We start from the raw sequence: 25333 nt of genomic DNA on the forward strand, positions 1-25333 counted from the left end.
ACAATGCGTATTAACACCAAAGCCCGAATGAACCGCTTGTTCACCAATGGCGGCTGCCTGGATGTGGCACTGGATCACGGGGTGTGTAACGAACCCAGCTTTCTGGTTGGCCTTGAAAACATGGAAGGCGTCATGAATGCCGTGATCGACGCCAAACCTGACGCGATTCAAGTGGCTTACGGGCAAGCAGACCTGCTGCAACGCCGCCCCGAAAAAGACAAACCCGCGCTGGTGATGCGTATTGATATGGGCAATCCCTATAATGATCAGCGCCACAAGGTCATGTGGTCCATGCTGCAAAATGCTGATGAGCCGATCATCGGGGCGTTGGAAATGGATGCGGCAGCGGTGGTTGTTAACCTTTTCATGCTGCCGGATGAGCCCGAGTTGTTCCGCCAGTGTGTCGAAAATATCAGCCGTGTGCGTGCCGCGTGCAACACCTATGGCATGCCCCTGATGATCGAGCCGCTGGTCATGCTGCCCAATGATGTGCGCGGTGGCTATCAAGTGGACGGCGATGCGGATAAGATCGTGACGCTGACCCGTTTGGCCAGCGAAATGGGGGCCGATATCATCAAAGCCGATCCAACCGATAACCCCGAAGATTTCCACCGCGTGGTGGAAGCTGCGCGCGTGCCTGTTCTGGTGCGTGGCGGCGGCAAAGAAGACCTGCAAACCGTGCTGGCCAAATCCGCTGCAATCATCGCGCAGGGCGCCAAAGGCATGGTCTATGGCCGCAATATCTATCAACACGACAACCCCAAAGCCGTGGTCGCAGCCTTGATGGCGATCATCCACAACGGCGCGGATGGCGCCGAGGCGTGGGACGTTTACAACCGTGGTTAACGCAGAAAAATACCTGCTGGGGCTGGACGCTGGCAACACGGTGATCAAGGCGGTTCTGTTCGATCTGTCAGGCCACCAGATCGCCATGCATGCGCTGGACGGCCAGTCCAGCACGCCGCAACCGGGCCATGTGGAACGGGACTTGAACGAGCTGTGGTCAAACGCCCAAACCGCCATTCGTGGCTGTATAGAATCCGCAGGTATCGACCCTGCACAGATCGCGGCGATCGGCTGTGCCGGCCATGGGAACGGTTTGTATTTGCTCGATAAATCTGATGCGCCGCTGATTGGCATTCAAAGTCTGGATTCCCGTGCGGCGGGGCTTGCTTCGCAGATCAACGGGCAAAACGGCACAGCGATTTATGACATTTGCCGCCAGCGGCCCTGGCCGTCCCAGACGCCAGTTTTGTTGGCGTGGATCAAACAGCATCGCCCTGAAATCTTTGCCTGCACAGGCACCGCCATGCTGTGCAAGGATTTCATGGGGTTCAAGCTGACCGGCGAAAAATTCGGCGATATTTCCGACATGTCAGGCTGCGGGCTGACATCCATGCCCGACTGTGGCTATTCAGACAGGTTAATGGCGCTATACGGTCTGGCCGATGCAACGCCGATGCTGCCCCGCCTGTGTGACCCTGCCGAAATCGCAGGTCACGTCACTGATGAGGCCGCCGCAATCACCGGACTGACCGCAGGCACCCCCGTGATTGCGGGGTATTTCGACGTTGTCTCCTCGGCGCTTGGATCAGGCGTTTCAGCAAACGGCGAGGCGTCAATCATTGTGGGCAGTTGGAGCATCAATCAGGTGTTTTCCGATACCCCCGTCAACGATGAGCGGGTTTTTATGGCCGCAGGCTTTGGCAAAAACCGCTTTTTGAACATCGAATCCAGCGCCACTTCGGCGGCAAATCTGGAATGGTATGTTCGTGAATTTGTCGAACGGGGCCAGCACCATGACGACCCTTTCGGCTATTGCAACGATCAGATTGCAGCCGTCCAACCTGCAAAAGACGACCCGTTTTTCCACCCGTTTTTATACGGCGCACGGCAGGGCGCGGAATTTCGGGCAGGGTTCTATGGTCTGGCTGGCTGGCACACCGAAGGCCACATGCTGCGCGCGATTTTTGAAGGGGTGATGTTTGAACACCGCCGCCACATTGATGTTTTATCCACGGCAGGTGTGGTGATTGAACGGGCCGCACTGTCTGGCGGCGGATCGCGCAGCCCCCATTGGCCGCAGATGTTTTCCGACGGTTTGGGCATGCCCATCACCGTGGCCGAGGCCCGCGAAACCGGTGCCTTGGGGGCTGTGATTGGGGCGGGAATTGCTGTGGGTTATTTTGCAGATTACGAAGCTGGCGTGGCGGCGATGACACGGCCCCGCCAGACTTTTTCGCCCGATCCAGCAAAAAAGGCTTTTTATGACGCCCGTTACGCGGCATGGCTGGACCTGACCGCACGCATGCGTGGATTTTGGAGTAGCCTAAAATGACAAGTGTACAGACGCTGGATGGAACCTATGATTACATCATCATCGGGGCGGGTACGGCGGGCTGCGTGCTGGCCAACCGCCTGACACAAGATCCAAAAACCCGCGTGCTGTTGCTGGAAGCGGGCAAATCGGATGCCTATCACTGGGTGAAAATTCCAGTAGGCTATCTGTACTGTATCGGCAATCCGCGCACCGACTGGATGATGAAAACGGCTGCTGAACCGGGGTTGAACGGTCGGTCGCTGGTTTATCCGCGCGGCAAGGTGCTGGGCGGCTGTAGTTCGGTCAACGGCATGATTTACATGCGCGGGCAGGCGGCGGATTATGACGCTTGGCGGCAGATGGGCAATGGCGGCTGGGGCTGGGACGATGTGCTGCCCTATTTCCTGAAGTCCGAGGATCACCACGGCGGGGCAGGGGAATTGCACAGCGCGGGCGGCGAATGGAAAGTATCTAAGCAACGCCTGAAATGGGATATTCTGGAAGCGGTGCAAGAGGGTGCCAAAGAGTTCGGCATCGACCCACGCGCGGATTTCAACGACGGGGATAATGCGGGCTCCGGCTTTTTTGAGGTGAACCAGAACAACGGCGTGCGGTGGAATACCGCCAGTGGCTTCCTGCGCCCAGCCATGAAGCGCCCCAATCTGCGGGTGGTGACCGAGGCCCATACCGAGCGGCTGATCCTGAACGGAAAACAGGTGACGGGCGTGCGCTATCATCATAACGGCAAGGTGGTCAAAGCCTCTGCCACGCGTGAGGTGTTGCTGGCGGCGGGGGCGATCAATTCCCCCAAACTGCTGGAACTGTCAGGCATCGGCCAGCCCGACCGCATCGCCGAACACGGCATTACGCCCCTGCATGAAAGCATCGGTGTGGGGGAAAACCTGCAAGACCATCTGCAAATCCGCACGGTCTATAAGGTGCAAAACACCAAGACCTTGAACACGATGGCCAATTCCATGCTGGGCAAAGCGCGGATGGGGATGCAGTATTTACTGGCCCAAAGCGGCCCCCTGTCCATGGCACCCAGTCAGTTCGGCATGTTCACAAAATCCGACCCCGCACTGGAAACCCCCGATCTGGAATATCACGTGCAACCCCTGTCCACGGACAAGCTGGGCGACCCGCTGCACCCGTTCCCTGCCATCACTGTGTCGGTCTGTAACCTGCGCCCTGAAAGTGTGGGCAGTTGCCATCTGGCCAGCGCCGATCTGCACCAACAACCCGATATTCGCCTGAACTATCTGTCTGCCGAGCGGGACAAACAGGTGGCCGTGCAATCCCTGCGCCAAGCCCGTGAAATCATGACCGCCAAGGCGCTGCACCCCTATGCCCCCGAAGAAATCCTGCCCGGACCAAAGTTCCAAAGCGATGCGGAGCTGTTGGAACAGGCGGGCAATATTGCCACCACAATTTTCCATCCCGTTGGCACCTGCAAAATGGGCAGTGATCCTGCCGCGGTGGTGGGGGCGGATTTGCGGGTCCACGGGCTGAACGGGCTGCGGGTGATTGATGCGTCCATCATGCCAAAAATCGTGTCAGGGAACACGGCCTCCCCCGTTGTGATGATCGCGGAAAAGGCGGCGGATATGATCCTTAGGGACGCCAAGGCCTAAGGCGGTCAGCCGGCCTTTGATCTGGCAAAACGCAAACCGCCGAAATCGGTGATAAAGTCGATCACCGCATCCACACCTTCGCCGTGGCGCAGGGCGCAGAACACAAAGGGGCGCTGGCCGCGCATCCGTTCACTGTCGCGGTGCATCACGTCCAGTGACGCGCCCACATGGGGGGCCAGATCGGTCTTGTTGATCACCAGCAGATCGGATTTCGTGATGGCGGGGCCACCTTTGCGGGGGATTTCCTCGCCTGCGGCCACATCAATCACATAGATCGTCAGATCGGCCAGTTCAGGGCTGAACGTGGCCGACAGATTATCGCCGCCGCTTTCGATCAAAACCAGATCCAGATCGGCGTGGCGTTTGCGCAGCTCGTCGATCGCGGCCAGATTGATAGAGGCGTCCTCGCGGATCGCGGTATGGGGGCAACCGCCTGTTTCCACACCAATAACCCGATCCTGCGGCAGGATTTGCAGGCGCATCAGGGCCTCGGCGTCTTCTTGGGTGTAGATGTCATTTGTGATCACCCCGATGGATAAATGGGGGTGCAGCGCACGGGCAATCGCTGCTGTAAGGGTGGTTTTGCCAGCCCCCACAGGGCCGCCGATTCCAATGCGCAACGGGCCATTCATCTGGGTCATGAGCGGAAAATCCTGTGGTCTAAAGTTTCATGTGTCATCGCGGCGATGTCGGATAAAAAGCAACTGCTTTGCAGGTTGTCCAGCGGCGTGTTGTCGGTGTCATTGGCAATCTGGTGGCACAGGGGTGACAGGGCAGACAGTACCGCCTGGCCTTCGGTCTGGCCAAGCGGCACAAGGCGCACGGCGGCGGAAATCAGAGTGCTGGTGAAGGCCTGCAGATACATGGCGGCGGCAAGGGGGGCTGGAATATCCAGCCGTTTCGCACCGTACCCAACCGCCACGGGGTAGGTCAGTTCGGGCAGGGGCGGACCGCTGATTGCAGAGGTGGTTTTGCAAAATGCAGCACCTTGCAGGGCGGTTTCGCGCAGACGTTCGGCGGCAGGAACATTGGCCCGCGCAACGGCATCAACGGCGATTGCAGCGTGGTCGGTTTCGCAGGCATAGGCCGCGTGAAACAGGATGCAATCGTTGCGGCCCGATCCAAAGGCCAGCAGGTCGCGCAGCCAGTCCTGAACATCCGCGGCGGTTTGGATTGTGCCATATTGGATCGCGGTTTCCAGCCCGTGGGAATAGGCAAACGCCCCAACCGGATAGGCGGGCGACAGCCATTGAGACAGGGTCAGAATCGACAGGTCAGTGGTCATGGGCGGTGGCGCCGTGTTCGTGGGAATGGGTGCGCCCGTGCCCGTAAGCGCCGCCTTCGGGGGTGAAGGGACCGCTGACTTTGGTCACGGTGGCGCCCAGATGTTCCAGCATATGGCCGATCACAGGATCATCCTGAATCAGCAGATGCCCCGCACCGATCTGGCAGGGCGTGTGGCGGTTGCCAATGTGCCATGCCAGCCGCGTCAGGTTCGCCCCTGTGATCGACAGCAGCGTTTCATCGGCGGCAATGATTTCAATCAACCCACCGTCCGACAGTTCTAGCGCATCCCCCTGATCCAGCGAGAGCGTCTGGGGCAGGTCCACCAGAAAGCCCCGTCCTGCGGTGGTTTCCAGCCTTTTACGGCGCAAAAACCGCGCGGTATAATCCAGTTTGCACGGCTCGGCAGGGCCAGTCCAATGGCCTTGGCGGTGCAGGGTTTGGGCGACGGGCAATTCGGTCATAGCAGCCTCAGAACATGAAATAGCGTTGTGCCATCGGCAGCACTTCGGCGGGTTGGCAGGTTAGCAATTCCCCGTCGGCGCGCACCTCGTAGGTTTCGGGGTGGACGTCGATCTGCGGGGTGGCGTCGTTCAGGATCAGGTCTTTCTTGCCAATGTTGCGGGTGTTTTGCACCGCGATGGTTTGCTTTGCCAGTCCCAAGCGTTCAGCAATGCCACAGGCCTGCGCCGCACCTGACACAAAGGTGACCGAGGACTGTTCCAGCGAACGGCCATAGGCCCCGAACATGGGGCGCGTGTACACTGGCTGCGGTGTCGGGATCGACGCATTCGGATCGCCCATTTGCGCCACAACAATTGTGCCCGCCATCAGCACCATTTCAGGTTTCACCCCGAAAAAGGCAGGGTTCCACAGCACCAGATCGGCCCGTTTGCCCACGGCGATGCTGCCCAGAACATGGCCCACGCCCTGCGCAATGGCGGGGTTGATGGTGTATTTTGCAATGTAACGGCGCACGCGGAAATTATCGTTTTCGCCGGTTTCTTCAGCCAAACGGCCCCGTTGTTTCTTCATCTTATCAGCGGTTTGCCATGTGCGGATCAGCACTTCTCCGACGCGGCCCATAGCCTGACTGTCAGAAGCGATGATCGAAAACGCGCCCATGTCGTGCAGGATGTCCTCGGCGGCGATGGTTTCGCGGCGGATGCGGCTTTCGGCAAAGGCCACGTCTTCGGGGATGGATTTGTCCAAGTGATGGCAGACCATCAACATGTCCAGATGCTCCTCAAGCGTGTTGACGGTGAAGGGGCGTGTGGGGTTGGTGGACGAGGGCAAGACGAATTCTTCGCCGCAGACTTTGATGATGTCAGGGGCATGGCCGCCGCCTGCGCCTTCGGTATGAAAGGCGTGGATGGTTCGGCCTTTCATGGCCCCAAGCGTGTGTTCTACAAAGCCCGATTCATTCAGCGTGTCGGTGTGGATCATCACCTGCACGTCCATGTCATCGGCCACGGAAAGACAGCAATCAATGGCGGCGGGGGTGGTGCCCCAGTCTTCGTGCAGTTTCAGCGCACAAGCGCCGCCCTCGACCATTTCCACCAAGGCTTCGGGCTGGCTGGCGTTGCCTTTGCCCGACAGACCGATGTTCATGGGGATGCCGTCAAACGCCTGCAACATGCGCCCGATATGCCAAGGCCCGGGGGTGCAGGTGGTGGCAAGCGTACCATGGGCTGGCCCCGTGCCGCCGCCAAAACAGGTGGTGACGCCGGAATGCAGGGAATCTTCCATTTGTTGGGGGCAGATAAAGTGGATGTGGCTGTCCATCCCGCCTGCGGTCAGGATGCGCCCCTCGCCTGCGATCACCTCGGTTCCTGGACCAACGATAATATCGACGCCTGATTGGGTGTCAGGGTTGCCCGCTTTGCCGATGGCGTGGATCAGCCCGTCTTTCAGGGCCACATCGGCCTTATAAATGCCCGAATGATCCACGATCAGCGCGTTGGTGATGACCGTATCCACCGCCCCGCCCGCGCGGGTGACTTGGGATTGGCCCATGCCGTCACGGATCACTTTGCCGCCGCCGAATTTCACTTCTTCGCCGTAGGTGGTCAGATCCCGTTCTACCTCGATCACCAGATCGGTGTCGGCAAGGCGCAGGCGGTCGCCTGTGGTGGGGCCGTACATGGCGGCGTATTGGGTGCGGGGTATTTGGACGGGCATCAGAGGTCTCCCATGATTTTGGCGTTAAACCCAAAGATGCGGCGATCGCCCCCGATGGGGATCAACTGCACTTCGCGGCGTTGGCCGGGTTCAAAGCGTACGGCAGTACCAGCGGCGATATCCAGACGCATACCTCGGGCCTGTTCGCGGTCGAATTCAAGCGCGGGGTTGCTTTCGGCAAAGTGATAATGGCTGCCCACCTGCACGGGGCGGTCGCCCGTATTGGCCACCATCAGGGTGATCGCGGTGACGCCTTCGTTCAGGGTTAACGTGCCGTCGGCGCAAAACAGTTCTCCGGGGATCATGGCGCTCTCCTATCGGATCGGGTTGTGGACGGTGACCAGTTTGGTCCCGTCGGGAAAGGTGGCTTCGACCTGAACTTCGTGGATCATCTCGGCGATGCCGTCCATACATTGATCGCGGGTCACAACATGGCCGCCTGCTTCCATCATATCGGCAACCGAGCGCCCGTCGCGGGCCCCTTCGACCACGGTGTCGGTGATCAGGGCTATAGCCTCGGGGTGGTTTAACTTTACGCCACGGGCCAGCCGCTTTCGGGCCACCTCGGCGGCCATTGCGATCAGCAGTTTGTCTTTTTCACGGGGGGTCAGTTGCATTGCTCAAAGTCTCCATGACGTGGGCAGAGTGTTTTGGGTCAAAAGGTTCAGGACAGGCACCAAAGAGCGGCGCAGTTCAAAGCTGTCTGTGGCCAGCAAGCGCAGGACCAGAATATCGTCAGCGATCAGACTGGCCCCCGCAGTTGCGGGCAGCAGGGCGCGTATTTTGGGCAGATAGACAGCAGCATCCGGCACGACACAGACCAGCGAGGCCATCGCGCCTGCGCCTTTGGCAACAGCAGGGCGGGCCAGATGGGCGCTGGCATCGCCGTGCAGATCAACCCCGTCATAATAGATCGGCTGCCCGTCGCGGGTAATGCGGATACGGTCCTGAAAGGTGATGTCGTTCAGGGATTCGCCCATGGCTGCACGGCCGAACACCAAGGGTTCGACCATCAGCAGATGTGCATCTGTTGCAAGGTCTATGGACAGGTGACGGTGCAGGGCGGATTGATCAAACAGGATCATTTCCTGGGGCAGCCAGTTCAACCGCCCACCCGCCGCAACCGTCAGCGTGGTGGTCAGCCGTCCGATTTCACCCGCCTGCGCGCGGTAAGCCCGTTCCGCTGCCTGTGTGGTGATCGACAGGCAAGCCCCCGCGCCCACATGAGCGGTGGTTTTATACTGGTCCCCGCCCGTGATCCCGCCTGCGGTATTTACCAGAATAGCCTCGGCGTCTGGTCGGTGGGTTTGGGGGAAGACCAGCTTTAGCGATCCGGACTGGCGCAGGTTAACCAATCGGGTGCGCCCTGCGGTATCCGCGCGCACAGACACTGCCGCCGCACCGATGGCGCGGGGTTGCAGGGGCGCCGTTTTGGCTGATGTAAGGGGGTAGACTTGGTTGATAACCCGCTCCTGAAACTGGTTCGATTTACTGCACGGTTTTAAAGCGCTGTCATGACTTTCCACCACATTTGGCAGTAAAGCGGCAGTAAATGGCTGTAAAAATCGACGGCAGGTAGCAATTATGGCAAAATTTTGCTCACCTCGGCAAACTATGCACAATATTTAAGCAAACACATAGAAGAACCTCTGTGCCTTGGTTCAAAAACTATTAATCCCGCTGCATCGCAGCAATCATTCCCCATCCCTGCATGACGACTCAAGTCAGAGTTCGAAACGGCATGTAATTGAAGGGGTGTGTGACGGCCGGTCGAATTGGACCTCGGGCCAGCCGCCACACGGAACGCAACACTTGGTTGCGGGGAGAAGGTAGTGCGCGCCCTCAAGCGGGGCAAGGCACAAACCGACCGCCCCGCCTGGAGATTTATTTATGAAAACCACATCAACCGCCCTTGCAACACTGCTTGCCATGGGTGCTGCCCTGCCTGCATTCGCTGTGGATTGCCCGATCAAAGTCGGCGTCCTGCATTCCCTGTCTGGCACTATGGCCATTTCGGAAACCACGCTGAAAGACACAATGTTGATGCTGATCGACCAGCAGAATGAAAAAGGCGGCGTATTGGGCTGCCAATTGGAAGCAGCCGTCGTTGACCCTGCATCCGACTGGCCGCTGTTTGCGGAAAAAGCCCGCGAATTGCTGACCGTGCAAGACGTAGACGTGATCTTTGGCAACTGGACCAGCGTCAGCCGCAAATCGGTTCTGCCAGTGATCGAGGAACTGAACGGCCTGCTGTTCTATCCGGTTCAGTACGAGGGCGAAGAATCCTCAAAGAACGTGTTTTACACAGGCGCGGCCCCGAACCAGCAAGCCATCCCCGCTACGGATTACTTCCTTGAAGAACTGGGCGTCGAAAAATTCGCGCTGCTGGGCACCGATTATGTTTACCCGCGCACAACAAACAACATTCTGGAATCCTACCTGAAATCCAAAGGCATTCCCGCCGAAGACATCTTTGTGAACTACACACCTTTTGGCCATTCCGACTGGTCTAAAATTGTGGCTGACGTTGTGGCCCTTGGCGCAGACGGCAAAAAAGTTGGCGTGATTTCCACCATCAACGGCGATGCAAACATCGGCTTTTACAAGGAACTGGCCGCGGCAGGCATTTCCGCAGATGACATTCCGGTTGTGGCCTTTTCCGTGGGCGAAGAAGAACTGTCAGGTCTGGATACCAGCAACCTTGTCGGGCATCTGGCCGCTTGGAACTATTTCCAATCCGCTGACACACCTGCAAATGCAGAATGGATCGCCGCATGGAAGGCCCGCATGGGCGAAGAGCGTGTGACCAATGACCCGATGGAGGCCCATTACATCGGCTTCAACATGTGGGTGAACGCGGTAACGGCTGCGGATTCAACTGACGTTGATGCCGTGCGCACGGCTATGTACGGTCAGGAATTCCCCAACCTGACAGGCGGCACAGCCGTTATGTTGCCAAACCACCATTTGGCGAAACCTGTGCTGATCGGTGAAATCACCGAAGACGGCCAGTTTGACATTATCAGCCAAACTGCCGAAGTACCCGGCGATGCCTGGACAGATTTCCTGCCAGAATCCGCCAAGCTGAAATCCGATTGGAAAGATCTGGGATGCGGTATGTACAACACAGAAACCAAATCCTGCGTACAGATCCTGTCCAACTACTGATCTCTGTCTTTTGACAGCCTCGGGGGCGCAGAACATTTTGCGCCCCCTTTCTCTGGACCCTCCGGAAGATTATTATGAAGTCGATGCTTTTTGCGGTGCTCGCGGCACTGTTCACGATCCCTGCGGCCTTTGCCCAGACGGACCCTGCACAAACCGACCTTACATCGGCTGATCCGGTACAGGCAGTGCTGCAAACCCACCGCGCACTGATCGAGGAAAGCTCGCGCCGCACCATCGGTCCTGCCATTGACGGGATTGCCAACAGCGGATTGCCCCAGATGCAGGCGGTTTTGGAAGCATGGCAAGCCAAGGACATGTGGCAGCGCAGCAGCGACGGGTGGTTCTTTGCCGCTACTAAATCGGGTGCAGACAGCTATGAGCTGACCAATTTTGCAGATGGCAGCGTTGTTGGCACCTACCCCAAAGGCGAAGTGGCCCAGATCAAACCCAACAGCGGTATCCGTGCCATGATCGCCACCGCGCTGGTGCAGTTCCAGCTTTCCGATCCTGATACAATGCGGCGCAGCGATGCGCTCGATTCCATTTCCCGCAACCCCGAGGCCGCTTTGCTGGCCCCCTTGCGTGCGTCGATCCCGACCGAGTCCGACCCTGATCTTTTGGCCCGCAAAATCCGGATCGAGCGGCTGATGACCATGGCCTACGACCCTGAGGCAGATGCCCGCGTGACCGCGATACAGGCGATGGCGGGTGATCTGGGCGTGGATTTCCGCGCGACGCTGAACCCGATCCTTGCCACACGGATTCAGGTGCTTGGCGCAGGTGAATCCCCTGATGGCAATATCGCCCGCGACGTAACACCGGGCGGGGATGAGTTGACCCGCGCCCAAGCCTATGCGCTGCTGGTAGGGGCTGGCAAAGCACAGGTCGAAGTGACCGAGGACGCCCGCGATGCCGCCCTAGAGGCCCATATCACAGACGGGTTGGTAGCAGGCACCCGCGTCGCCCAGCTAGATTCCGAATCCGCCCGCGACGCCGCCTATAAAACACTGGCGGACCAAGGGCTTGTGCCCGCCTTGGTCACCGCCAACGATGTGGATACAACCCTGCAATCCTACCGCTTTGTGGCGATCTATGCAGAGCCGTCCAGACAGGTCACAGATGCCGCCGCCGCCGCTTTGGCGAAGTCCGAAATCCGTGTCCATGTGGGTCAGGCTGTTGATCTGGGGCTGGATGCGCTGTCGCTTGCGTCGATCTATTTTCTGGCGGCCATCGGGCTGGCGATCACCTTTGGGGTGATGGGCGTGATCAACATGGCCCACGGCGAATTTATCATGATGGGCGCTTACACGGGCTATGTGGTGCAGCAGATCATTCCGAACCACACCGCATCCATCATCGTCGCTGTGCCGCTGGCATTTGCGGTGACGTTCGCCGCAGGTGTGGCGCTGGAACGGCTGGTGATCCGCTGGCTGTATCACCGCCCGCTGGAAACCTTACTGGCCACGTTCGGTGTGTCCGTGGCGCTGCAACAACTGGCCAAGAATATCTTTGGCACGCAGGCACGCCCGCTAACATCACCTGCGTGGCTGGACGGGGCTTGGGTGATCAACGATGTGGTGGCAATCAGCTATATCCGCATTGCGATCTTTATACTGGCGCTGCTGTTTCTGGCCCTGTTCCTGTTCATAATGAAGCGCACACGGCTGGGGCTTGAAACCCGCGCAGTGACCCAAAATCCGCGTATGGCGGCGGGGATGGGCATCAATCCGGACCGCGTCAACATGCTGACCTTCGGGCTGGGATCTGGCATCGCAGGCATTGCAGGCGTGGCCATCGGGCTGTTCGCCAAAGTCACGTCTGAAATGGGCGGGGATTACATTGTGCAAAGCTTCATGACCGTGGTTGTGGGCGGCGTTGGCAATATCTGGGGCACGCTGGCTGGGGCGGCGATGATCGGCGGCTTCCAAAAAGGGGTTGAATGGCTGAACCCGTCCAACACCCTGGCCGCGCAGACCTATATGATCATCTTCATCATCATTTTCATTCAATTCCGACCTCGGGGCATTATCGCGCTTAAGGGTCGGGCGGCGGGGGATTAACGCCATGAACCGTTCCTTTATCGCGCGCAATCCGTCTGTCTTGATCTTTCTGGCCTGTCTTGCCCTGTTCACCCTAGGTGTCACCGCCCTGTCCGAAGGCTTTGGCGTCGGGATTATTTCCACCAGTTTTGTCAAAACGCTGGGCAAGACCCTGTGCCTGTGTCTGATCGCTGTGGCGATGGATCTGATCTGGGGCTATGCGGGTATTCTGTCGCTGGGCCATTTCGCGTTTTTCGGGCTGGGGGGCTATATGATCGGCATGTGGCTGATGTATGAACGCACCCGCCAGATCGTGGAATCCGCCCTGTCCGATGGTATCCTGCCGCCAACACCCGAAGAAATTCAGGCGGGCATCGGCAACCAGATTTTCGGCGTGGTGGGCAGCAGTGACTTTCCGCTGATCTGGATGTTCGCTGACAGCCTGACCCTGCAACTGGCCCTTGTGGTGCTGGTGCCGGGGCTGCTGGCGCTGGTGTTTGGCTGGCTGGCGTTTCGCAGCCGCGTCACAGGGGTTTACCTGTCGATCCTGACCCAAGCCATGACGCTGGGCCTGTCGCTGTATCTGTTCCAGAACGCCAGCGGCTTGCGCGGCAACAACGGGTTGTCGGGCTTGCAAAACCTGCCCGGTGTGACCGCGCCCCAATCGGCGGTGTCGCTGTGGTTTTTCTGGGCCTCGGCGTTGGCGCTGGGGCTGGGATATCTGCTGGTGGCTTGGGTGGTGTCGGGCAAATTCGGCTCGGTCATTCGGGGCATCCGCGACAATGAAGCCCGCGTGCGGTTTTTGGGCTATTCGGTGGAATCCTACAAACTGGCGGTGTTCACCCTGACCGCCTGTATTTCGGGCATCGCGGGGGCGCTGTATTACCCCCAAGCGGGCATCATCAATCCGACCGAGGTCGCGCCCATCGCGTCCATTTACCTTGCCGTCTGGGTCGCCATCGGCGGGCGCGGCAGGCTGTATGGTGCTGTGATCGGCACCGCCTTTGTCAGCCTTGTGTCCAGTTGGTTCACAGGTGGGCAAGCCCCTGATATTGCGCTTGGATTTTACACCATAAAATGGGTGGATTGGTGGCTGGTGCTGCTGGGCATCAGCTTTGTGCTGGTCACGCTTTACGCGCCGCGCGGGATCGGCGGGCTGTTTGATCTGATCCCACGTCGCAAATCAGAGGATGCGCCATGAGCAGCTTGTTAGAAGTCTCGGGTGTGTCCGTCAGCTTTGACGGGTTTCGCGCCATCAACAACCTGACCTTCCAGATCGGATCGGCCGAATTGCGTGCTGTAATCGGGCCAAACGGGGCGGGCAAAACCACCTTTATGGATATTGTCACGGGCAAGACCAAACCTGACAAAGGCGTGATCCTGTGGGGTGAAAAATCCGTGTCCCTTATCGGCATGTCGGAAGCAAAAATCGCGCGGGGTGGTATCGGGCGCAAGTTCCAGAAACCCACCGTGTTTGAAGACCAAAGCGTGCAGGAAAACCTGCTGATGGCCCTGCGCAAAGACCGCAGCCCGCTGGCGGTGCTGTTCTTTAAGCCAAGCGCCGCCGATCTGGACCGTGTGGCGGAACTGGCGGGGGATATTGGCCTGTCAGACGCGCTGTTGCGGGTGTCAGGAGAGTTGAGCCACGGGCAAAAACAATGGCTGGAAATCGGTATGTTACTGGCGCAGGAACCCCGCTTGTTGCTGGTGGATGAACCCGCTGCAGGGATGACGCCCGCCGAACGGGAAAAGACCACGGCCATTCTGGTAGAGGCCGCAAAAACCCGCGCTGTGGTGGTTGTGGAACATGACATGGAATTCGTGCGTCGCCTGAATTGCAAGGTGACGGTGCTGCACGAAGGGTCTGTTCTGGCCGAAGGATCACTGGATCACGTGACAAAAAACCAAGACGTAATTGACGTCTATCTGGGGCGCTAGGATATGTTGAACGTTGAAAATCTGAACCTGCACTACGGCAATTCGCAAATCCTGAACGGGGTATCCATGTCTGCACAAGCGGGGCAGGTGACCTGTGTGATGGGCACCAATGGCGTGGGCAAAACCAGCCTGTTGCGGGCAATTTCAGGGGCGCATCCGCGATCTGGCGGCGATGTCAGTCTGGACGGCGCAGCGCTTGGGGTGCTGCCTGCCCATCAACTGGCCCGCGCGGGCATCGGCTATGTGCCCCAAGGGCGCGATATTTTTCCACTGCTGACGGTGCGTGAAAACCTGCAAACGGGGTTCGCCTGTCTGCCAAAGGCGGATCATAAAATCCCCGATCACATCTACGATCTGTTTCCTGTGCTGAAAGACATGGATCATCGCCGTGGCGGCGATCTGTCAGGGGGTCAGCAACAACAACTGGCCATTGCCCGTGCGCTAATCACCCGCCCGAAATTACTGCTGCTGGACGAACCAACCGAGGGTATCCAGCCCAACATTATCCAGCAAATCGGCAAGGTTATCAGCCTGCTGCGTGAACAGGGCGACATGGCGATTGTATTGGTGGAACAATACTTTGACTTTGCCTTTGACCTGGCAGACCGCACGGTTGTGCTGCGCCGTGGCGAGGTGATCAAAAACGCCGCCAAATCCGAGATCAAACGAGAGGAACTGCTCTCGCTTGTCTCGGTCTGACCGCGCTTAAAGCGGATAGTGGATCGGCCCGTCCTGTAGTGTTATCCAGCGCAGTTCGGTGAATTCCGCAATCCCCCAATTGCCGCCGAACCGCCCGTAGCCAGAGGCTTTGACACCACCAAACGGCATTTGTGCCTCATCATGCACAGAAGGTCCGTTGATGTGGCAAATCCCGCTTTCAATCCGCTTGGCCACAGCCAAAGCCGCCATGGTATCGCGTCCGAAGACCGAGGCCGCCAAACCGAATTCGCTTTCATTGGCGATGCGCACGGCTTCATCCACCGATCCCGCGCGGATGACTGATACTACAGGTCCAAAGCTTTCCTCGCTATACAAGCGCATTTCAGGGGTCACATGATCCAGCGCCGCAGCGTTCAGGATCGTGCCCGTGCCACCACCCGCAATCAGCGTGGCGCCCTTATCCACCGCGTCGCCGATCAATTCGCGCACCCGATCTGCGGCGGCCATATTGACCAGTGATCCCAGTGGCGCGGAACCGTCCCGCGGGTCGCCTGCCATCAGGGTTTTGACCTTTTCCGCGAAAGCCGCAACAAAGCGGTCGCCCGCGTCGCCCACGGTGATGATCCGCTCTGTGGACATGCAAATCTGGCCTTGGTTCATAAAGGCCGCAAACCCCGCAGCGGCGACTGCGGCGTCAATATCCGCGTCTTCAAGAATAATCATCGGGGCCTTGCCGCCCAGTTCCAGCAGCGCAGGTTTCAAACTGCGCCCCGCCAAGCCACTGATAATGCGGCCCACGCGGGTCGATCCGGTGAAATTGACCCGACGGATGGCGGGATGGAGCACCAAAGCCTCGACCACTTGGGGGGCCTCGTCGGGATCGTTGGAAACGGCGTTCAGCACACCGTTGGGAAAGCCTGCCTCGGCCACGGCTTCGATGATCAGGGCATGGACGCGGGGGCAGAGTTCGGATGTTTTCATCACCACCGTATTGCCACAGGCCAAAGGCGTTGCGATAGAGCGCACCCCAAGGATCACCGGCGCGTTCCAAGGGGCCATTGCCAGCACCACACCTGCGGGCTGGCGCATGGCCATTGCGGTTGATCCGGGGCGGTTGGACGGGATAATTTCGCCCTTGATCTGGGTGGTCAATGAGGCCGCTTCCACCAGCATATCAGCGGCCAGCATCACGTTGAACCGCGCCCAAGCTTCGGTCGCGCCGATTTCATCTTTCATCGCTTGCACGATGTCGTCGCCCCGCGCCGTCAGGTTTTGCGCCGCTGCCAACAGCTTGCGCCGCCGCTCACTGGGGCTGGTGGTGGACCAGCCTTCAAAGGCCCGCGCGGCGGCGTCTACGGCCTTATCCACATCGCTAAGGGATGCGGCGGCGGCCTCGGTTACCACATCGCCGCTGACCGGATTGCTGCGGGTAAACACCCGCCCGCCTTCGGCTGCAACATAGGCACCGTCAATATAAAGGTCGATTTTTTCCATGGGGGTCTCCTGTTAGCTGTCCACGGCCAAAGCGCCGCCCAGAAAGGCGCGCACCACGGCAGGGTCGGATTTGATTTGGGCGGCGGGGCCTTCGCCAGTGACGCGCCCCACCTCGATTAAATAGGCGTAATCGGCCAGTGCCAGCGTCGCCCGCGCGTTCTGTTCGACGATCAAAAGGGTCAGCCCCGTGGCGCGAATGCGCGACAGGGCGGCGAAGACCTCTTTTGCCACAATCGGTGCCAACCCGAGCGAGGGTTCGTCCAGCAGCAACAGATCGGGCTTTGCCATCAACGCGCGGCCAATGGCCACCATCTGCTGTTCCCCGCCAGACATGGTGCCCGCAATCTGCGTGCGCCGTGCGGCCAGTTTGGGGAACAGGTCAAACACCTCGTCCTGACGGGCGGTAGCTCCGTTGCGGGCACGTTCGGGCAGGGCACCCAGCTTTAGATTGTCGCCCACGGATAGGGCGGGAAAAATCCCACGGCCTTCGGGAACAAGGGCGATGCCTTCTTCCACCAAACGGTGTGCGGGCAGGTCCAACAGGGATTGCCCGCGAAAGCGAATGTCGCCGGACGCGGGTTTCACCCGTCCACCGATCGCCCCCAAAAGCGAGGATTTCCCCGCGCCGTTTGCCCCCAGAATGGCCACCATCTGGCCTGATTCCACCTTCAAAGACGCCTTATCCAGCGCGATGTGTTTGCCATAAGCCACGGTCAGGTCGGTCAGTTCAAGCATCGGTTTCCTCCCCCAGATAGGCGGCGACAACTGCCGGATCAGATAGCACCCCGTCGGTTGGCCCGTCGGCAATCAACTTGCCCGAATTCATCACCACCACACGGGGGCAGAGCGCGCGCACTGCGTCGATGATGTGTTCCACCATCAGGATCGTCAGACCGCCGCCCTGTAACTGGCGGATCAGGGCGACGCCCTCGGCCAGTTCCGTGGGGTTCAGCCCTGCCAGCCATTCGTCCAGAAGCAAAACATCGGGTTCCGCGGCCAAGGCGCGGGCCAGTTCCAGCCGTTTCTGGTCAATATAGGTCAGCTCGCTGGCGGGTAGTTTGGCGCGGTCCAGCAGGCCGACTTTGGCCAGCGCATCCTGCGCCACCTGATCCGCCGCCGTGCCCCAATGAGCATTGCGCCCGAATACGGCGGCGATTTTCACGTTCTCGGTCAGGGTCAGTGACGGCAGGATGCGCACCAATTGAAAGGTCCGCGCCACACCCGCCCGCGCGATTTTATCACGGCGCAGCCCTGTCAGCCGTTGACCATCCAGCGATACCACACCGGATGTAGCGGGCAGCGCGCCCGACACCAGATTGATCAGCGTGGTTTTGCCAGACCCGTTCGGCCCGAGCAGCCCGACGGTTTCACCCCGTTGCAGGCTGAACGTCACATCATCCACCGCTCGCAGGCCACCGAATTGTTTCACCGCATTTTGGATTCTTAAAAAGCTCATGATGTGCCCTTTCCTTTGCTGCGCGCACGCAGCTTGTCGATGCCGGCCAGCACACCGTCAGGCAGGATAAACACGACGCCAATGAACAAAAGCCCCAGAAAAATCGGATAGGTGTCGGGGAAATGGATCGACAGCCATTCAAAGGCCAGAAACAGCGGCACCGCGCCAAGGGCCGGCCCCCACAGGCGGTTCGCGCCGCCGAGCAAAGCCATGATAACGGCCAGAAAACTGACTGTCGGATTGAACACAATGGCCGGTTCCACATAGACATAACGGGGTGAGGTGATCGCCCCTGCCAGCGTCAGGATCACTGCGGACAGCACAAAAGCCACCAGTTTTGCGCGCGCCAGATTGATGCCGGAATGGGCGGCAACAGCCTCGTCATCGCCAATCACCCGCAGCGCCATTCCGATGCGGGCGCGTTGCATCCACGCGGTCAGCGCAATGGTCGCCGCCCCAAGTGCCAGCATCTGCCAATAGATGCCCCGTGCGGTCACATCCACAAAGATATAGCGCCCCAGTGTTCCAGTGACATTGACCTCATACCAAGTGATCAATTGGCGCACCAACTCGGCCAGACCAAAGCTGAAGATCACAAAATACACCCCTTGCAGGCGCAGCGTGGACAGGCCGACGATCAGGGCCATGACCGCCCCGATCAGACCCGCGCACAACAGCACCAACCCATAGGGCAGGGTCTCGTTCAGGACAGCAACCGAATAGGCCCCCACACCGTAAAACGCGGCTGTGGCCAGTGAAATGTAATGGGTTTGCCCCGAAAACAGCGCCCAGCCAGATGCGAGCGTCACATAGGTAACGACCCCGATCAGCAGGCCCAGCCCGTATTCAGAAACAAAACCGGGCAGAAATGCCAGTGCGCCAAGGGCGATCAGCGGTAGGATAAATCTGGTCATTTCAGCGCGCCCCGAACAGGCCCTGAGGCCGCCATAACAAAACAATCAGAAAGATCGCAAAGGTCGCGGCCAGTGTCAGGCCAGGATCAATGGCGGTGGCAACAAAGGTTTCCAGCAGCCCCAGCGCCAGCCCTGCGAACAGCGCGCCGCCCACATTTCCGACCCCGCCCATGATCACAATCACCAGCGCCTTCATGGTGTAATCCACGCCAGCCGTGGCCGAAAACGTCTGGTACATGGCAATCGACGCCCCCGCAACCGAGGCCAGCGCGGTGCCAAGTGCAAACCCCTGACGGGCCACCCGGTTCACATCAATCCCCACCAATGGTGCAGACCCGGGCGTCAGGGCAACAGCCCGCATCACCAGACCCCAGCGGGTTTTGGCCAGCGCCAGCACCAGCGCGCCGCCTGCCAGAACACAGATGCCAAGGGCAATCAGGCGGTTCAGGGCCACAGGCACACCAAATACGCTAACCCCCCGATCCAGATAGGAAATCGAGGTGAAGTTTGCGCCGAACGCCAACAGCAACACCCCTTGGATCACAAAAAGCAGCCCGAATGTGGCAAGGATACTGTCCACCTCCAGTCGGCCACCCGCACCAGCGCGTTTGACCAAAGGCCGCATCATGCCCTGATACAGCAGCCAGCCAAAGACATAGCCCGCAGGCGCGATCAGCACCAAAGCCAGCAGCGGTGACAGCCCCAGTTGTTGGAACAAAGTGACCAGAACAAAGGCCGCGATCAGGGTCATTTCACCATAAGCAAGGTTCATGATCCGCGCGATGCCGTATTGCAGGGTCAGGCCAAGGGCCAGCAACGCATAGGTGCCGCCCAGCACAAGGCCGAGGATAAGTGTGGTCAGAAACATGGGAGCTCTTTTATCATAACGGGCGCGAAGGGGGTTCCCCTCGCGCCGGTTGGTGTGGGTTTACCACTCGGTTTTTGGAAGGATAGCGTCGCTTGCGCCGGATTTATCAGAGGGGTTGATGGCGCGGAATGCCCCGCCTTGCCACTGGCCAACCCACCACAAATCGCGCAGCTGGTTGTCCTCTAGTTTGATTTCACCTGCCACGGTCTGGAAGGTTCCGGTTGAAATTTCCTTGGCCAAAGCCGCGTGATCCAGACCGACCCGTTCAATCGCCTGTTCCAGCATTTCAAGGGAGGCATAGGTGATCGCCGAGGCCCAACTGTCAGGTGCCTTGCCCACAAACGCGGTGTGACGGGCGAAATAATCCTGAATGGCAGGGCTGTCGGCATCCACACCGCCAATGGCCATCACGCCTTCGGCTTTGCCATCCGCAATGCCGGGGTAAATCGGAAAGGCGCCGCCCACGGAAATGTAGAATGCCTTGGGGTTATAGCCCATGGACTGTGCGGTTTTGGTCATGCCAAAGCTGCCGGGGGGATAGGAAAACGCCACAAAACTATCCGCGCCTGATCCCTGAGCTTCGCTCATGATTGCAGCGAAATCTGCGGTACCAAGGGGGTAGCTTTCGTCATAAGCCAGTTCAAATCCGGCCTCTTCAAAGGCTGGGCGGGCGCCTGCGATCAGGTCGATGCCAAAACCGTCAGCCACCGATACAACCGCGATTTTATTGTTGATTTTGCCAGCGTCCCGCGCCTGTGCCAGCACATCCACCAGACCTTTGGCATAGTCGTGACCGCCGCCCAGCATCCAGAAACTGCGATCCCAGCGGGCTGCAAATTCGGGGGCTTTGTCGGTCACCGCAGTCACCGCCAGTTGGGGATAGCCGAACCGTGCCATCAAAGGCGCAATCGCCAGATTTCCGCCTGTGCCCCAAGGCGGCAGGATGATGTCTACCTTGTCTTGCGTGGCCAGCCGTTCAATCGCGCGCACCAAATCCTGATTTGCCGAACGGTTGTCATATTCGATGACTTTGACCCTCTTTTGCGACCCGTCGGGCAGCGTCAGACCGCCCGCTTTATTCACCGTATCCACCCATAATTCGTAGTTCGGGATCGTGGTAATTCCAGCCCCCGTGGCGCTTGGCCCTGTGCGGGCTACTGCATAGCCGATGGTGATTGTGTCATCCTGCGCCTGTGCTGCGCCGGCTGTCAAAACCAAGCCTGATGCCACAGTGAAAGAAAGCGCGCGCATGGTTGCGCGCAAAGAAATGCGTTTCATGATGTCCTCCCTGATGGCTGGATCAAGCCCAGCCGCATGTCTGCCCGACAGGCGCCGATGTGGCTGTGTCGAACCGTGTGACAGCATAGACCAGTTTCACAACGGCCATAAATGCACACATGGGGTTAAGAATTGTACTTTTGCTTGACTTTAAGGGGCAAATTCTGGCCAAGTCTGAAAACCATGGTGACCCTTCCTTCAACCGCGCGGCGTGAACAGGCCAGTGTTTTGCGATTTGCGAATCCGCAAACCCGCACGGGATACAGCCTGCCGCTTGGCCAGACCCATCTGATATTGCTATTTTCTGGCACCGCTGGGCTGCGCAACGGGGATAGTTTTTCTGGCCCGCGTCTGGTCTGGCACGCAGACGGCGGCGGCGAATTACTGGTGGAAAGCGGGGCACGGGGCATTTTATTGTCGATCCCGCATGTGTCGTTGATGCAGTCCTTGCCACCCACCCAACTGGGCGAACAGATGCGCCGTACCCTTGGCAAAAACCTGTCTTTCCCGCTGGATTTGTCCCTGCGCATCGCCGAACTGGTCGAAGGTTTCGCGCTGGAACATACTAGCCGAGAGCCGGGATCGAACCTTGCGGAAACCCACTATCTGGGGCTGGTTCTGGTGCAAATCTGGCGGATTGCCCGCACCGATATCGTCGCCCATGGCCGTGCGCCGCAGGGTCTGACCGAACGTTTTTTGATGCTGGCAGCCCAAAGGGCGCGGGATCACTGGACCGTTGAAACCTACGCCGAGGCCCTGTCCGTCAGCCGCGACCGCCTTGGCTCTGCGGTCAAACGATCCACCGGATTATCCCCGCAAGCCTATCTACACCGCGCCCTGACCCGCGAGGCGATGGAGCTGTTAACCAACACCGGCGTGCCCATCGCACAAGTGGCTTTTCGTCTGGGATTTGTCGATCCCGCCTATTTCACACGGTTTTTCAAGCGGCAGGTCGGTCAGAACCCCGCAGCCTTTCGCAAGGCCCATCGCATCCAGAATGACAGCGCCCCACGGTCCTTTGCAGCTTGGCCATAGTCGCCCCAAAACGCAATCAGCGCCGGAAGAACCGACGCTGACAGCTGTTTCAAAGTCTTTTAAACTTACGCGCCGACGGATTTTTTTGCGGCACGAACGGCGTTTTCGATGATGTCCAACGCCTCGGCGAAAACATCGTCTGGCACGGTGATCGGCGCCAGAAAGCGGATCACATTGCCGTAAACACCGCAGGTCAGCAGGATCAGGTTGTTTTCCAGCGCATGGGCTTTCACCGCATTGGTGAATTCCGGGCTTGGCGTGGCGGTGCCTGCGACGTTGAATTCAATCGCTGTCATAAAGCCCGGGCCGCGGATATCTGTGATTTCAGGAATATCACCACGCAGGCTTTCCAGCCGTTGACGCAGACGCGAGCCAAGGAAATTCGCGCGATCACAAAGCTTTTCCTCTTCGATCACATCCAGCACCGCATGGGCAGCCGCAACACCCAAAGGGTTGCCGCCATATGTGCCGCCCAAACCGCCGGGGTTAGCACCGTCCATCACCTCGGCCCGCCCTGTGACCGCGGCAATCGGGAAACCGCCGCCCAGACCTTTGGCCATAGTGGTCAGGTCCGGCACCACGTCGTGATGCTCCATCGCGAACATTTTGCCAGTGCGGGCAAAACCGGTCTGAACCTCATCCGCGACCAATAAAATACCGTGTTTGTCACAAGTTTTGCGCAGATAGGTCATCAGCTCTTTGGGGGCTTCATAAAAGCCGCCTTCGCCTTGGACAGGTTCCAGAATAATCGCCGCCACACGGTCCGGATCAACATCGGCTTTGAACAGTTTTTCAAGCGCGTTGATGGAATCTTCAACCGAAACCCCGTGCATCGACATAGGGAAGGGCGCGTGGAACACATCGCCCGGCATCGCGCCGAAGCCTTTTTTATAGGGCTCAACCTTGCCAGTCAGCGCCATGCCCATGAAGGTCCGGCCATGAAAGCCACCCGAAAACGCGATAACCGCGGACCGTCCCGTGGACGCGCGGGCGATTTTGATGGCGTTCTCACATGCCTCGGCACCGGTGGTGACAAAAATCGTCTTTTTGGCGAAATCACCCGGGACAATTTTATTCAACCGTTCAGCAAGGCTAACGTAGTTTTCATAGGGCACGACCTGATGGCAGGTGTGGGTGAATTTATCGAGCTGGGCTTTCACCGCTTCGATCACTTTGGGGTGACGGTGGCCCGTATTAACCACGGCGATCCCAGCGGCGAAGTCGATATACCGCTTGCCCTCAATATCCCAGATTTCCGCGTTTTCCGCACGGTCCGCATAAATCTGCGTCATCATGCCAACGCCGCGTGCAATCGCGTCATCTTTACGGGTGGAAACATCTGAATTCAGCATTGGCTTTCCTTTTTACTGCGAAATTTCGAGGAAGGGGTCTAAGGCAGCAGAACCCTTTGCGTCACAGGCTTAAAGCCTATTTTTTGTCAGGTGCAAGCGATATTGTTGGTTTTCAGGGCGCAGTGGCTGGACCAAAACAGTGTAGTTTGTAGAAAGTGCTGGGATGGTAATGACTTGGCCGAAGTGTAGATCGGGCCAGCGCGGTGTTGCATTTCATTTGTGAACCCAGCCGTGCCTAGCAAAAACGTATAATATTATTTATGTTAAACATTGTGAATTTTCTTACCGTTCTTCCAAACGGCGAGCCGGATCAGCCAAGCGGTCGAACTCTTGCCTGTCGCTCTTTGCAATCGCGCGTCCGGCTAACAGGCCTGCATAGCTTGCCCAGTCAGAGCCGGGGCGATTGACGTGGAACAGGGGTTTCAAAGGTCGGATGGCTTCAAACAAAGCCGCGCGCGCCTGCCCTTGTTGTTCCCGCCAACTGGCCGCCGCATTGGTGCGCTGTTTTCGAATGACGTGAAAGCCCATCATCGCCGGTTCATCTATCAAAGATGCAGCGCTACATTCCTGTATTGCAAGCGTCCTTAAATCCTGATCATCCCACGCCAAAAGTGGGTCGTCGGAATTGCAAAAGAACTCCACACACAGGCAGGTTTTTCCCTGCGGGACCATTTTCCCGTTAAACGCAGCATAATTGACGATCCTACCGCAGCGCAGGTTGGGATCATTCACTTCGAGCCAAGCATGAGGAAATCTTGGTGGCGTCGCAAAAAACAGATATACCAGAATGACATTTCGATGCACGGTCGGCTTGTTCAACAGAGGCTTTTCTACCCGACCGTTGTGATTGATCCCGTCGGACGACAAAATCTCACTGAAACGCTCAATTGGCATGCTCGAAATCAGATAATCCGTGGTCAACGTGGTGGTTTTGCCGTGGCAGGTGACCTGTAATTCAAAGGGACCATTCGCAGATTTGGTTATTTTGATAACTTCGCTAGAAAAGCGAATTTTCCCGCCGCCCCGCTGCACTTTTTCCGACAGCATTTCAAATATTTGGCCCGCCCCCCGTTTCGGGTGCCGCCATCTTTTTTGCTCTGTCGGCGCGCCGCTTTTGGCTATTTTCATAGTTTGCCTGATTACCCCGCTGGAATGGGTGTGATTGTTTTCAGGTAGCGGCATCTGCGCCCAAGACTGCCCGCGAAACTTCTCCCAATAGCCCTGCGCGAACATGCGCGCGAAGGAAGGTCCTGCACGGGCATGCCAAAACTCTTCATAGGTGCGCGGCGACTTGAACCCGGCCTTTCCCCAAGCCACGGCAAGACTGACGCCGCCCGCCAAAAGCCACGACACAGGGACACCCCGAAACATCCCGCGCCAAGCTGAGGAGGTTTCAATAAGCTTGTTTTTATACAGGCTCCCCACGCGGTGGGGGTACTCCTGATACTGGTCGCCTAAAATACTCTCCCACAGCGCATTGACCTCAGGAATGCGCGCATAAAGTTCCTTACGCCCGATATCCAAGATGAAATCTTGCCAAACGGGCGAATGCATTAACCCGCCCACATGATCGCTTTGCTCCAAAATGATGGGTTCCAACCCGTACTCGCACAACTCTAACGCGGCGCTAAGCCCTGACGGACCTGCGCCGATTATAATGGTATTCTTGGGGTCGGGCATTCCAATTTCCTGACACTATGAAACTATAGATT

24 protein-coding genes are annotated in these 25333 nt (G+C 58.5%); 9 read left to right on the top strand and 15 right to left on the bottom strand.

Translation table 11 applies throughout. The features are described from left to right. Nucleotides 1-3 precede the first annotated feature (3 nt). From GGE09_RS18065 to GGE09_RS18075, 3 genes are read left to right on the top strand one after another with little or no spacing between them, the layout of a single operon-like run. Complete coding sequence (locus tag GGE09_RS18065; protein WP_309747577.1) at nucleotides 4-846, top strand: class I fructose-bisphosphate aldolase; 843 nt, start codon at nucleotides 4-6, stop codon at nucleotides 844-846. Continuing rightward, nucleotides 839-2338 carry an FGGY-family carbohydrate kinase gene (locus GGE09_RS18070; protein WP_309747578.1) on the top strand — a complete coding sequence of 500 codons (1500 nt, stop codon included), beginning with the start codon at nucleotides 839-841 and terminating at the stop codon, nucleotides 2336-2338. The genes GGE09_RS18065 and GGE09_RS18070 overlap by 8 nt, the downstream gene beginning before the upstream one ends. Beyond that, the gene (locus GGE09_RS18075) at nucleotides 2335-3954 is read left to right on the top strand and encodes a GMC family oxidoreductase N-terminal domain-containing protein (RefSeq protein WP_309747579.1); all 1620 of its coding nucleotides are present in this window, start codon (nucleotides 2335-2337) and stop codon (nucleotides 3952-3954) included. The genes GGE09_RS18070 and GGE09_RS18075 overlap by 4 nt, the downstream gene beginning before the upstream one ends. A gap of 5 nt (nucleotides 3955-3959) precedes the next feature. Here GGE09_RS18075 and ureG read toward each other — a convergent pair whose 3' ends face one another. From ureG to GGE09_RS18110, 7 genes are read right to left on the bottom strand one after another with little or no spacing between them, the layout of a single operon-like run. After that, nucleotides 3960-4595, bottom strand: coding sequence for an urease accessory protein UreG (gene ureG, locus GGE09_RS18080; RefSeq protein WP_309747580.1), 636 nt, complete (start codon nucleotides 4593-4595; stop codon nucleotides 3960-3962). After that, entirely contained in the window at nucleotides 4592-5239 is a 648-nt protein-coding gene (locus GGE09_RS18085) for an urease accessory UreF family protein (protein ID WP_309747581.1), read from the bottom strand. Before GGE09_RS18085 ends, ureG begins: the two co-directional genes overlap by 4 nt. Then, nucleotides 5229-5702 carry an urease accessory protein UreE gene (locus GGE09_RS18090; RefSeq protein WP_309747582.1) on the bottom strand — a complete coding sequence of 158 codons (474 nt, stop codon included), beginning with the start codon at nucleotides 5700-5702 and terminating at the stop codon, nucleotides 5229-5231. Before GGE09_RS18090 ends, GGE09_RS18085 begins: the two co-directional genes overlap by 11 nt. 7 nt (nucleotides 5703-5709) lie before the next feature. Beyond that, the gene (ureC, locus tag GGE09_RS18095; protein ID WP_309747583.1) at nucleotides 5710-7419 is read right to left on the bottom strand and encodes an urease subunit alpha; all 1710 of its coding nucleotides are present in this window, start codon (nucleotides 7417-7419) and stop codon (nucleotides 5710-5712) included. Then, the gene (locus GGE09_RS18100; protein WP_309747584.1) at nucleotides 7419-7724 is read right to left on the bottom strand and encodes an urease subunit beta; all 306 of its coding nucleotides are present in this window, start codon (nucleotides 7722-7724) and stop codon (nucleotides 7419-7421) included. Before GGE09_RS18100 ends, ureC begins: the two co-directional genes overlap by 1 nt. Before the next feature lie 9 nt (nucleotides 7725-7733). Continuing rightward, nucleotides 7734-8036 carry an urease subunit gamma gene (locus GGE09_RS18105; protein WP_309747585.1) on the bottom strand — a complete coding sequence of 101 codons (303 nt, stop codon included), beginning with the start codon at nucleotides 8034-8036 and terminating at the stop codon, nucleotides 7734-7736. Between the two features lie 3 nt (nucleotides 8037-8039). After that, nucleotides 8040-8804 (bottom strand): urease accessory protein UreD, encoded by a 765-nt coding sequence (locus GGE09_RS18110; RefSeq protein ID WP_309747586.1) that lies wholly within the window; start codon nucleotides 8802-8804, stop codon nucleotides 8040-8042. A 505-nt stretch (nucleotides 8805-9309) separates the two neighbouring features. On the opposite strand from GGE09_RS18110, the gene urtA reads away from it, so the two are divergent. From urtA to urtE, 5 genes are all read left to right on the top strand, one after another. Beyond that, nucleotides 9310-10587, top strand: a complete 1278-nt coding sequence (gene urtA / locus GGE09_RS18115; protein ID WP_309747587.1) for an urea ABC transporter substrate-binding protein — start codon at nucleotides 9310-9312, stop codon at nucleotides 10585-10587. Between the two features lie 74 nt (nucleotides 10588-10661). Then, a complete protein-coding gene (urtB, locus tag GGE09_RS18120) occupies nucleotides 10662-12647 on the top strand; it encodes an urea ABC transporter permease subunit UrtB (RefSeq protein WP_309747588.1) in 1986 nt (661 codons plus the stop codon). A 4-nt stretch (nucleotides 12648-12651) separates the two neighbouring features. Then, the gene (gene urtC / locus GGE09_RS18125; protein WP_309747589.1) at nucleotides 12652-13827 is read left to right on the top strand and encodes an urea ABC transporter permease subunit UrtC; all 1176 of its coding nucleotides are present in this window, start codon (nucleotides 12652-12654) and stop codon (nucleotides 13825-13827) included. Next, entirely contained in the window at nucleotides 13824-14564 is a 741-nt protein-coding gene (urtD, locus tag GGE09_RS18130) for an urea ABC transporter ATP-binding protein UrtD (protein ID WP_309747590.1), read from the top strand. Before urtC ends, urtD begins: the two co-directional genes overlap by 4 nt. A 3-nt stretch (nucleotides 14565-14567) precedes the next feature. Beyond that, complete coding sequence (gene urtE, locus GGE09_RS18135; RefSeq protein ID WP_309747591.1) at nucleotides 14568-15263, top strand: urea ABC transporter ATP-binding subunit UrtE; 696 nt, start codon at nucleotides 14568-14570, stop codon at nucleotides 15261-15263. A 6-nt stretch (nucleotides 15264-15269) separates the two neighbouring features. On the opposite strand, the gene GGE09_RS18140 is transcribed toward urtE, so the two are convergent. Genes GGE09_RS18140 through GGE09_RS18165 form a run of 6 tightly spaced genes read right to left on the bottom strand, consistent with a single transcriptional unit; the run spans nucleotide 15270 to nucleotide 21234 of the window. Then, complete coding sequence (locus tag GGE09_RS18140) at nucleotides 15270-16718, bottom strand: aldehyde dehydrogenase (protein ID WP_309747592.1); 1449 nt, start codon at nucleotides 16716-16718, stop codon at nucleotides 15270-15272. A gap of 12 nt (nucleotides 16719-16730) precedes the next feature. Beyond that, a complete protein-coding gene (locus GGE09_RS18145) occupies nucleotides 16731-17453 on the bottom strand; it encodes an ABC transporter ATP-binding protein (RefSeq protein ID WP_309747593.1) in 723 nt (240 codons plus the stop codon). Next, nucleotides 17446-18174, bottom strand: coding sequence for an ABC transporter ATP-binding protein (locus tag GGE09_RS18150; RefSeq protein WP_309747594.1), 729 nt, complete (start codon nucleotides 18172-18174; stop codon nucleotides 17446-17448). Before GGE09_RS18150 ends, GGE09_RS18145 begins: the two co-directional genes overlap by 8 nt. Next, on the bottom strand, nucleotides 18171-19088 hold the full coding sequence (locus GGE09_RS18155) for a branched-chain amino acid ABC transporter permease (RefSeq protein WP_309747595.1): 918 nt from the start codon (nucleotides 19086-19088) through the stop codon (nucleotides 18171-18173). The genes GGE09_RS18150 and GGE09_RS18155 overlap by 4 nt, the downstream gene beginning before the upstream one ends. A gap of 1 nt (nucleotide 19089) precedes the next feature. Then, nucleotides 19090-19956: a branched-chain amino acid ABC transporter permease gene (locus GGE09_RS18160; protein ID WP_309747596.1), complete on the bottom strand. Its 867-nt coding sequence runs from the start codon at nucleotides 19954-19956 to the stop codon at nucleotides 19090-19092. Nucleotides 19957-20016: 60 nt separating this feature from the next. Further along, nucleotides 20017-21234, bottom strand: a complete 1218-nt coding sequence (locus GGE09_RS18165) for an amino acid ABC transporter substrate-binding protein (RefSeq protein WP_309747597.1) — start codon at nucleotides 21232-21234, stop codon at nucleotides 20017-20019. Between the two features lie 183 nt (nucleotides 21235-21417). Here GGE09_RS18165 and GGE09_RS18170 point away from each other — a divergent pair, with 183 nt between their 5' ends. After that, nucleotides 21418-22269 carry a helix-turn-helix domain-containing protein gene (locus tag GGE09_RS18170; protein ID WP_309747598.1) on the top strand — a complete coding sequence of 284 codons (852 nt, stop codon included), beginning with the start codon at nucleotides 21418-21420 and terminating at the stop codon, nucleotides 22267-22269. Nucleotides 22270-22334: 65 nt separating this feature from the next. Here the strand turns inward: GGE09_RS18170 and GGE09_RS18175 are convergent, their stop codons facing one another. Beyond that, entirely contained in the window at nucleotides 22335-23621 is a 1287-nt protein-coding gene (locus GGE09_RS18175; RefSeq protein ID WP_309747599.1) for a 4-aminobutyrate--2-oxoglutarate transaminase, read from the bottom strand. A gap of 282 nt (nucleotides 23622-23903) precedes the next feature. Beyond that, nucleotides 23904-25301: an FAD-dependent oxidoreductase gene (locus GGE09_RS18180; RefSeq protein WP_309747600.1), complete on the bottom strand. Its 1398-nt coding sequence runs from the start codon at nucleotides 25299-25301 to the stop codon at nucleotides 23904-23906. Nucleotides 25302-25333 lie beyond the last annotated feature (32 nt).

The organism is Roseobacter sp. N2S (genome assembly GCF_031454055.1).
In the GTDB taxonomy this organism is placed as follows: domain Bacteria; phylum Pseudomonadota; class Alphaproteobacteria; order Rhodobacterales; family Rhodobacteraceae; genus Amylibacter.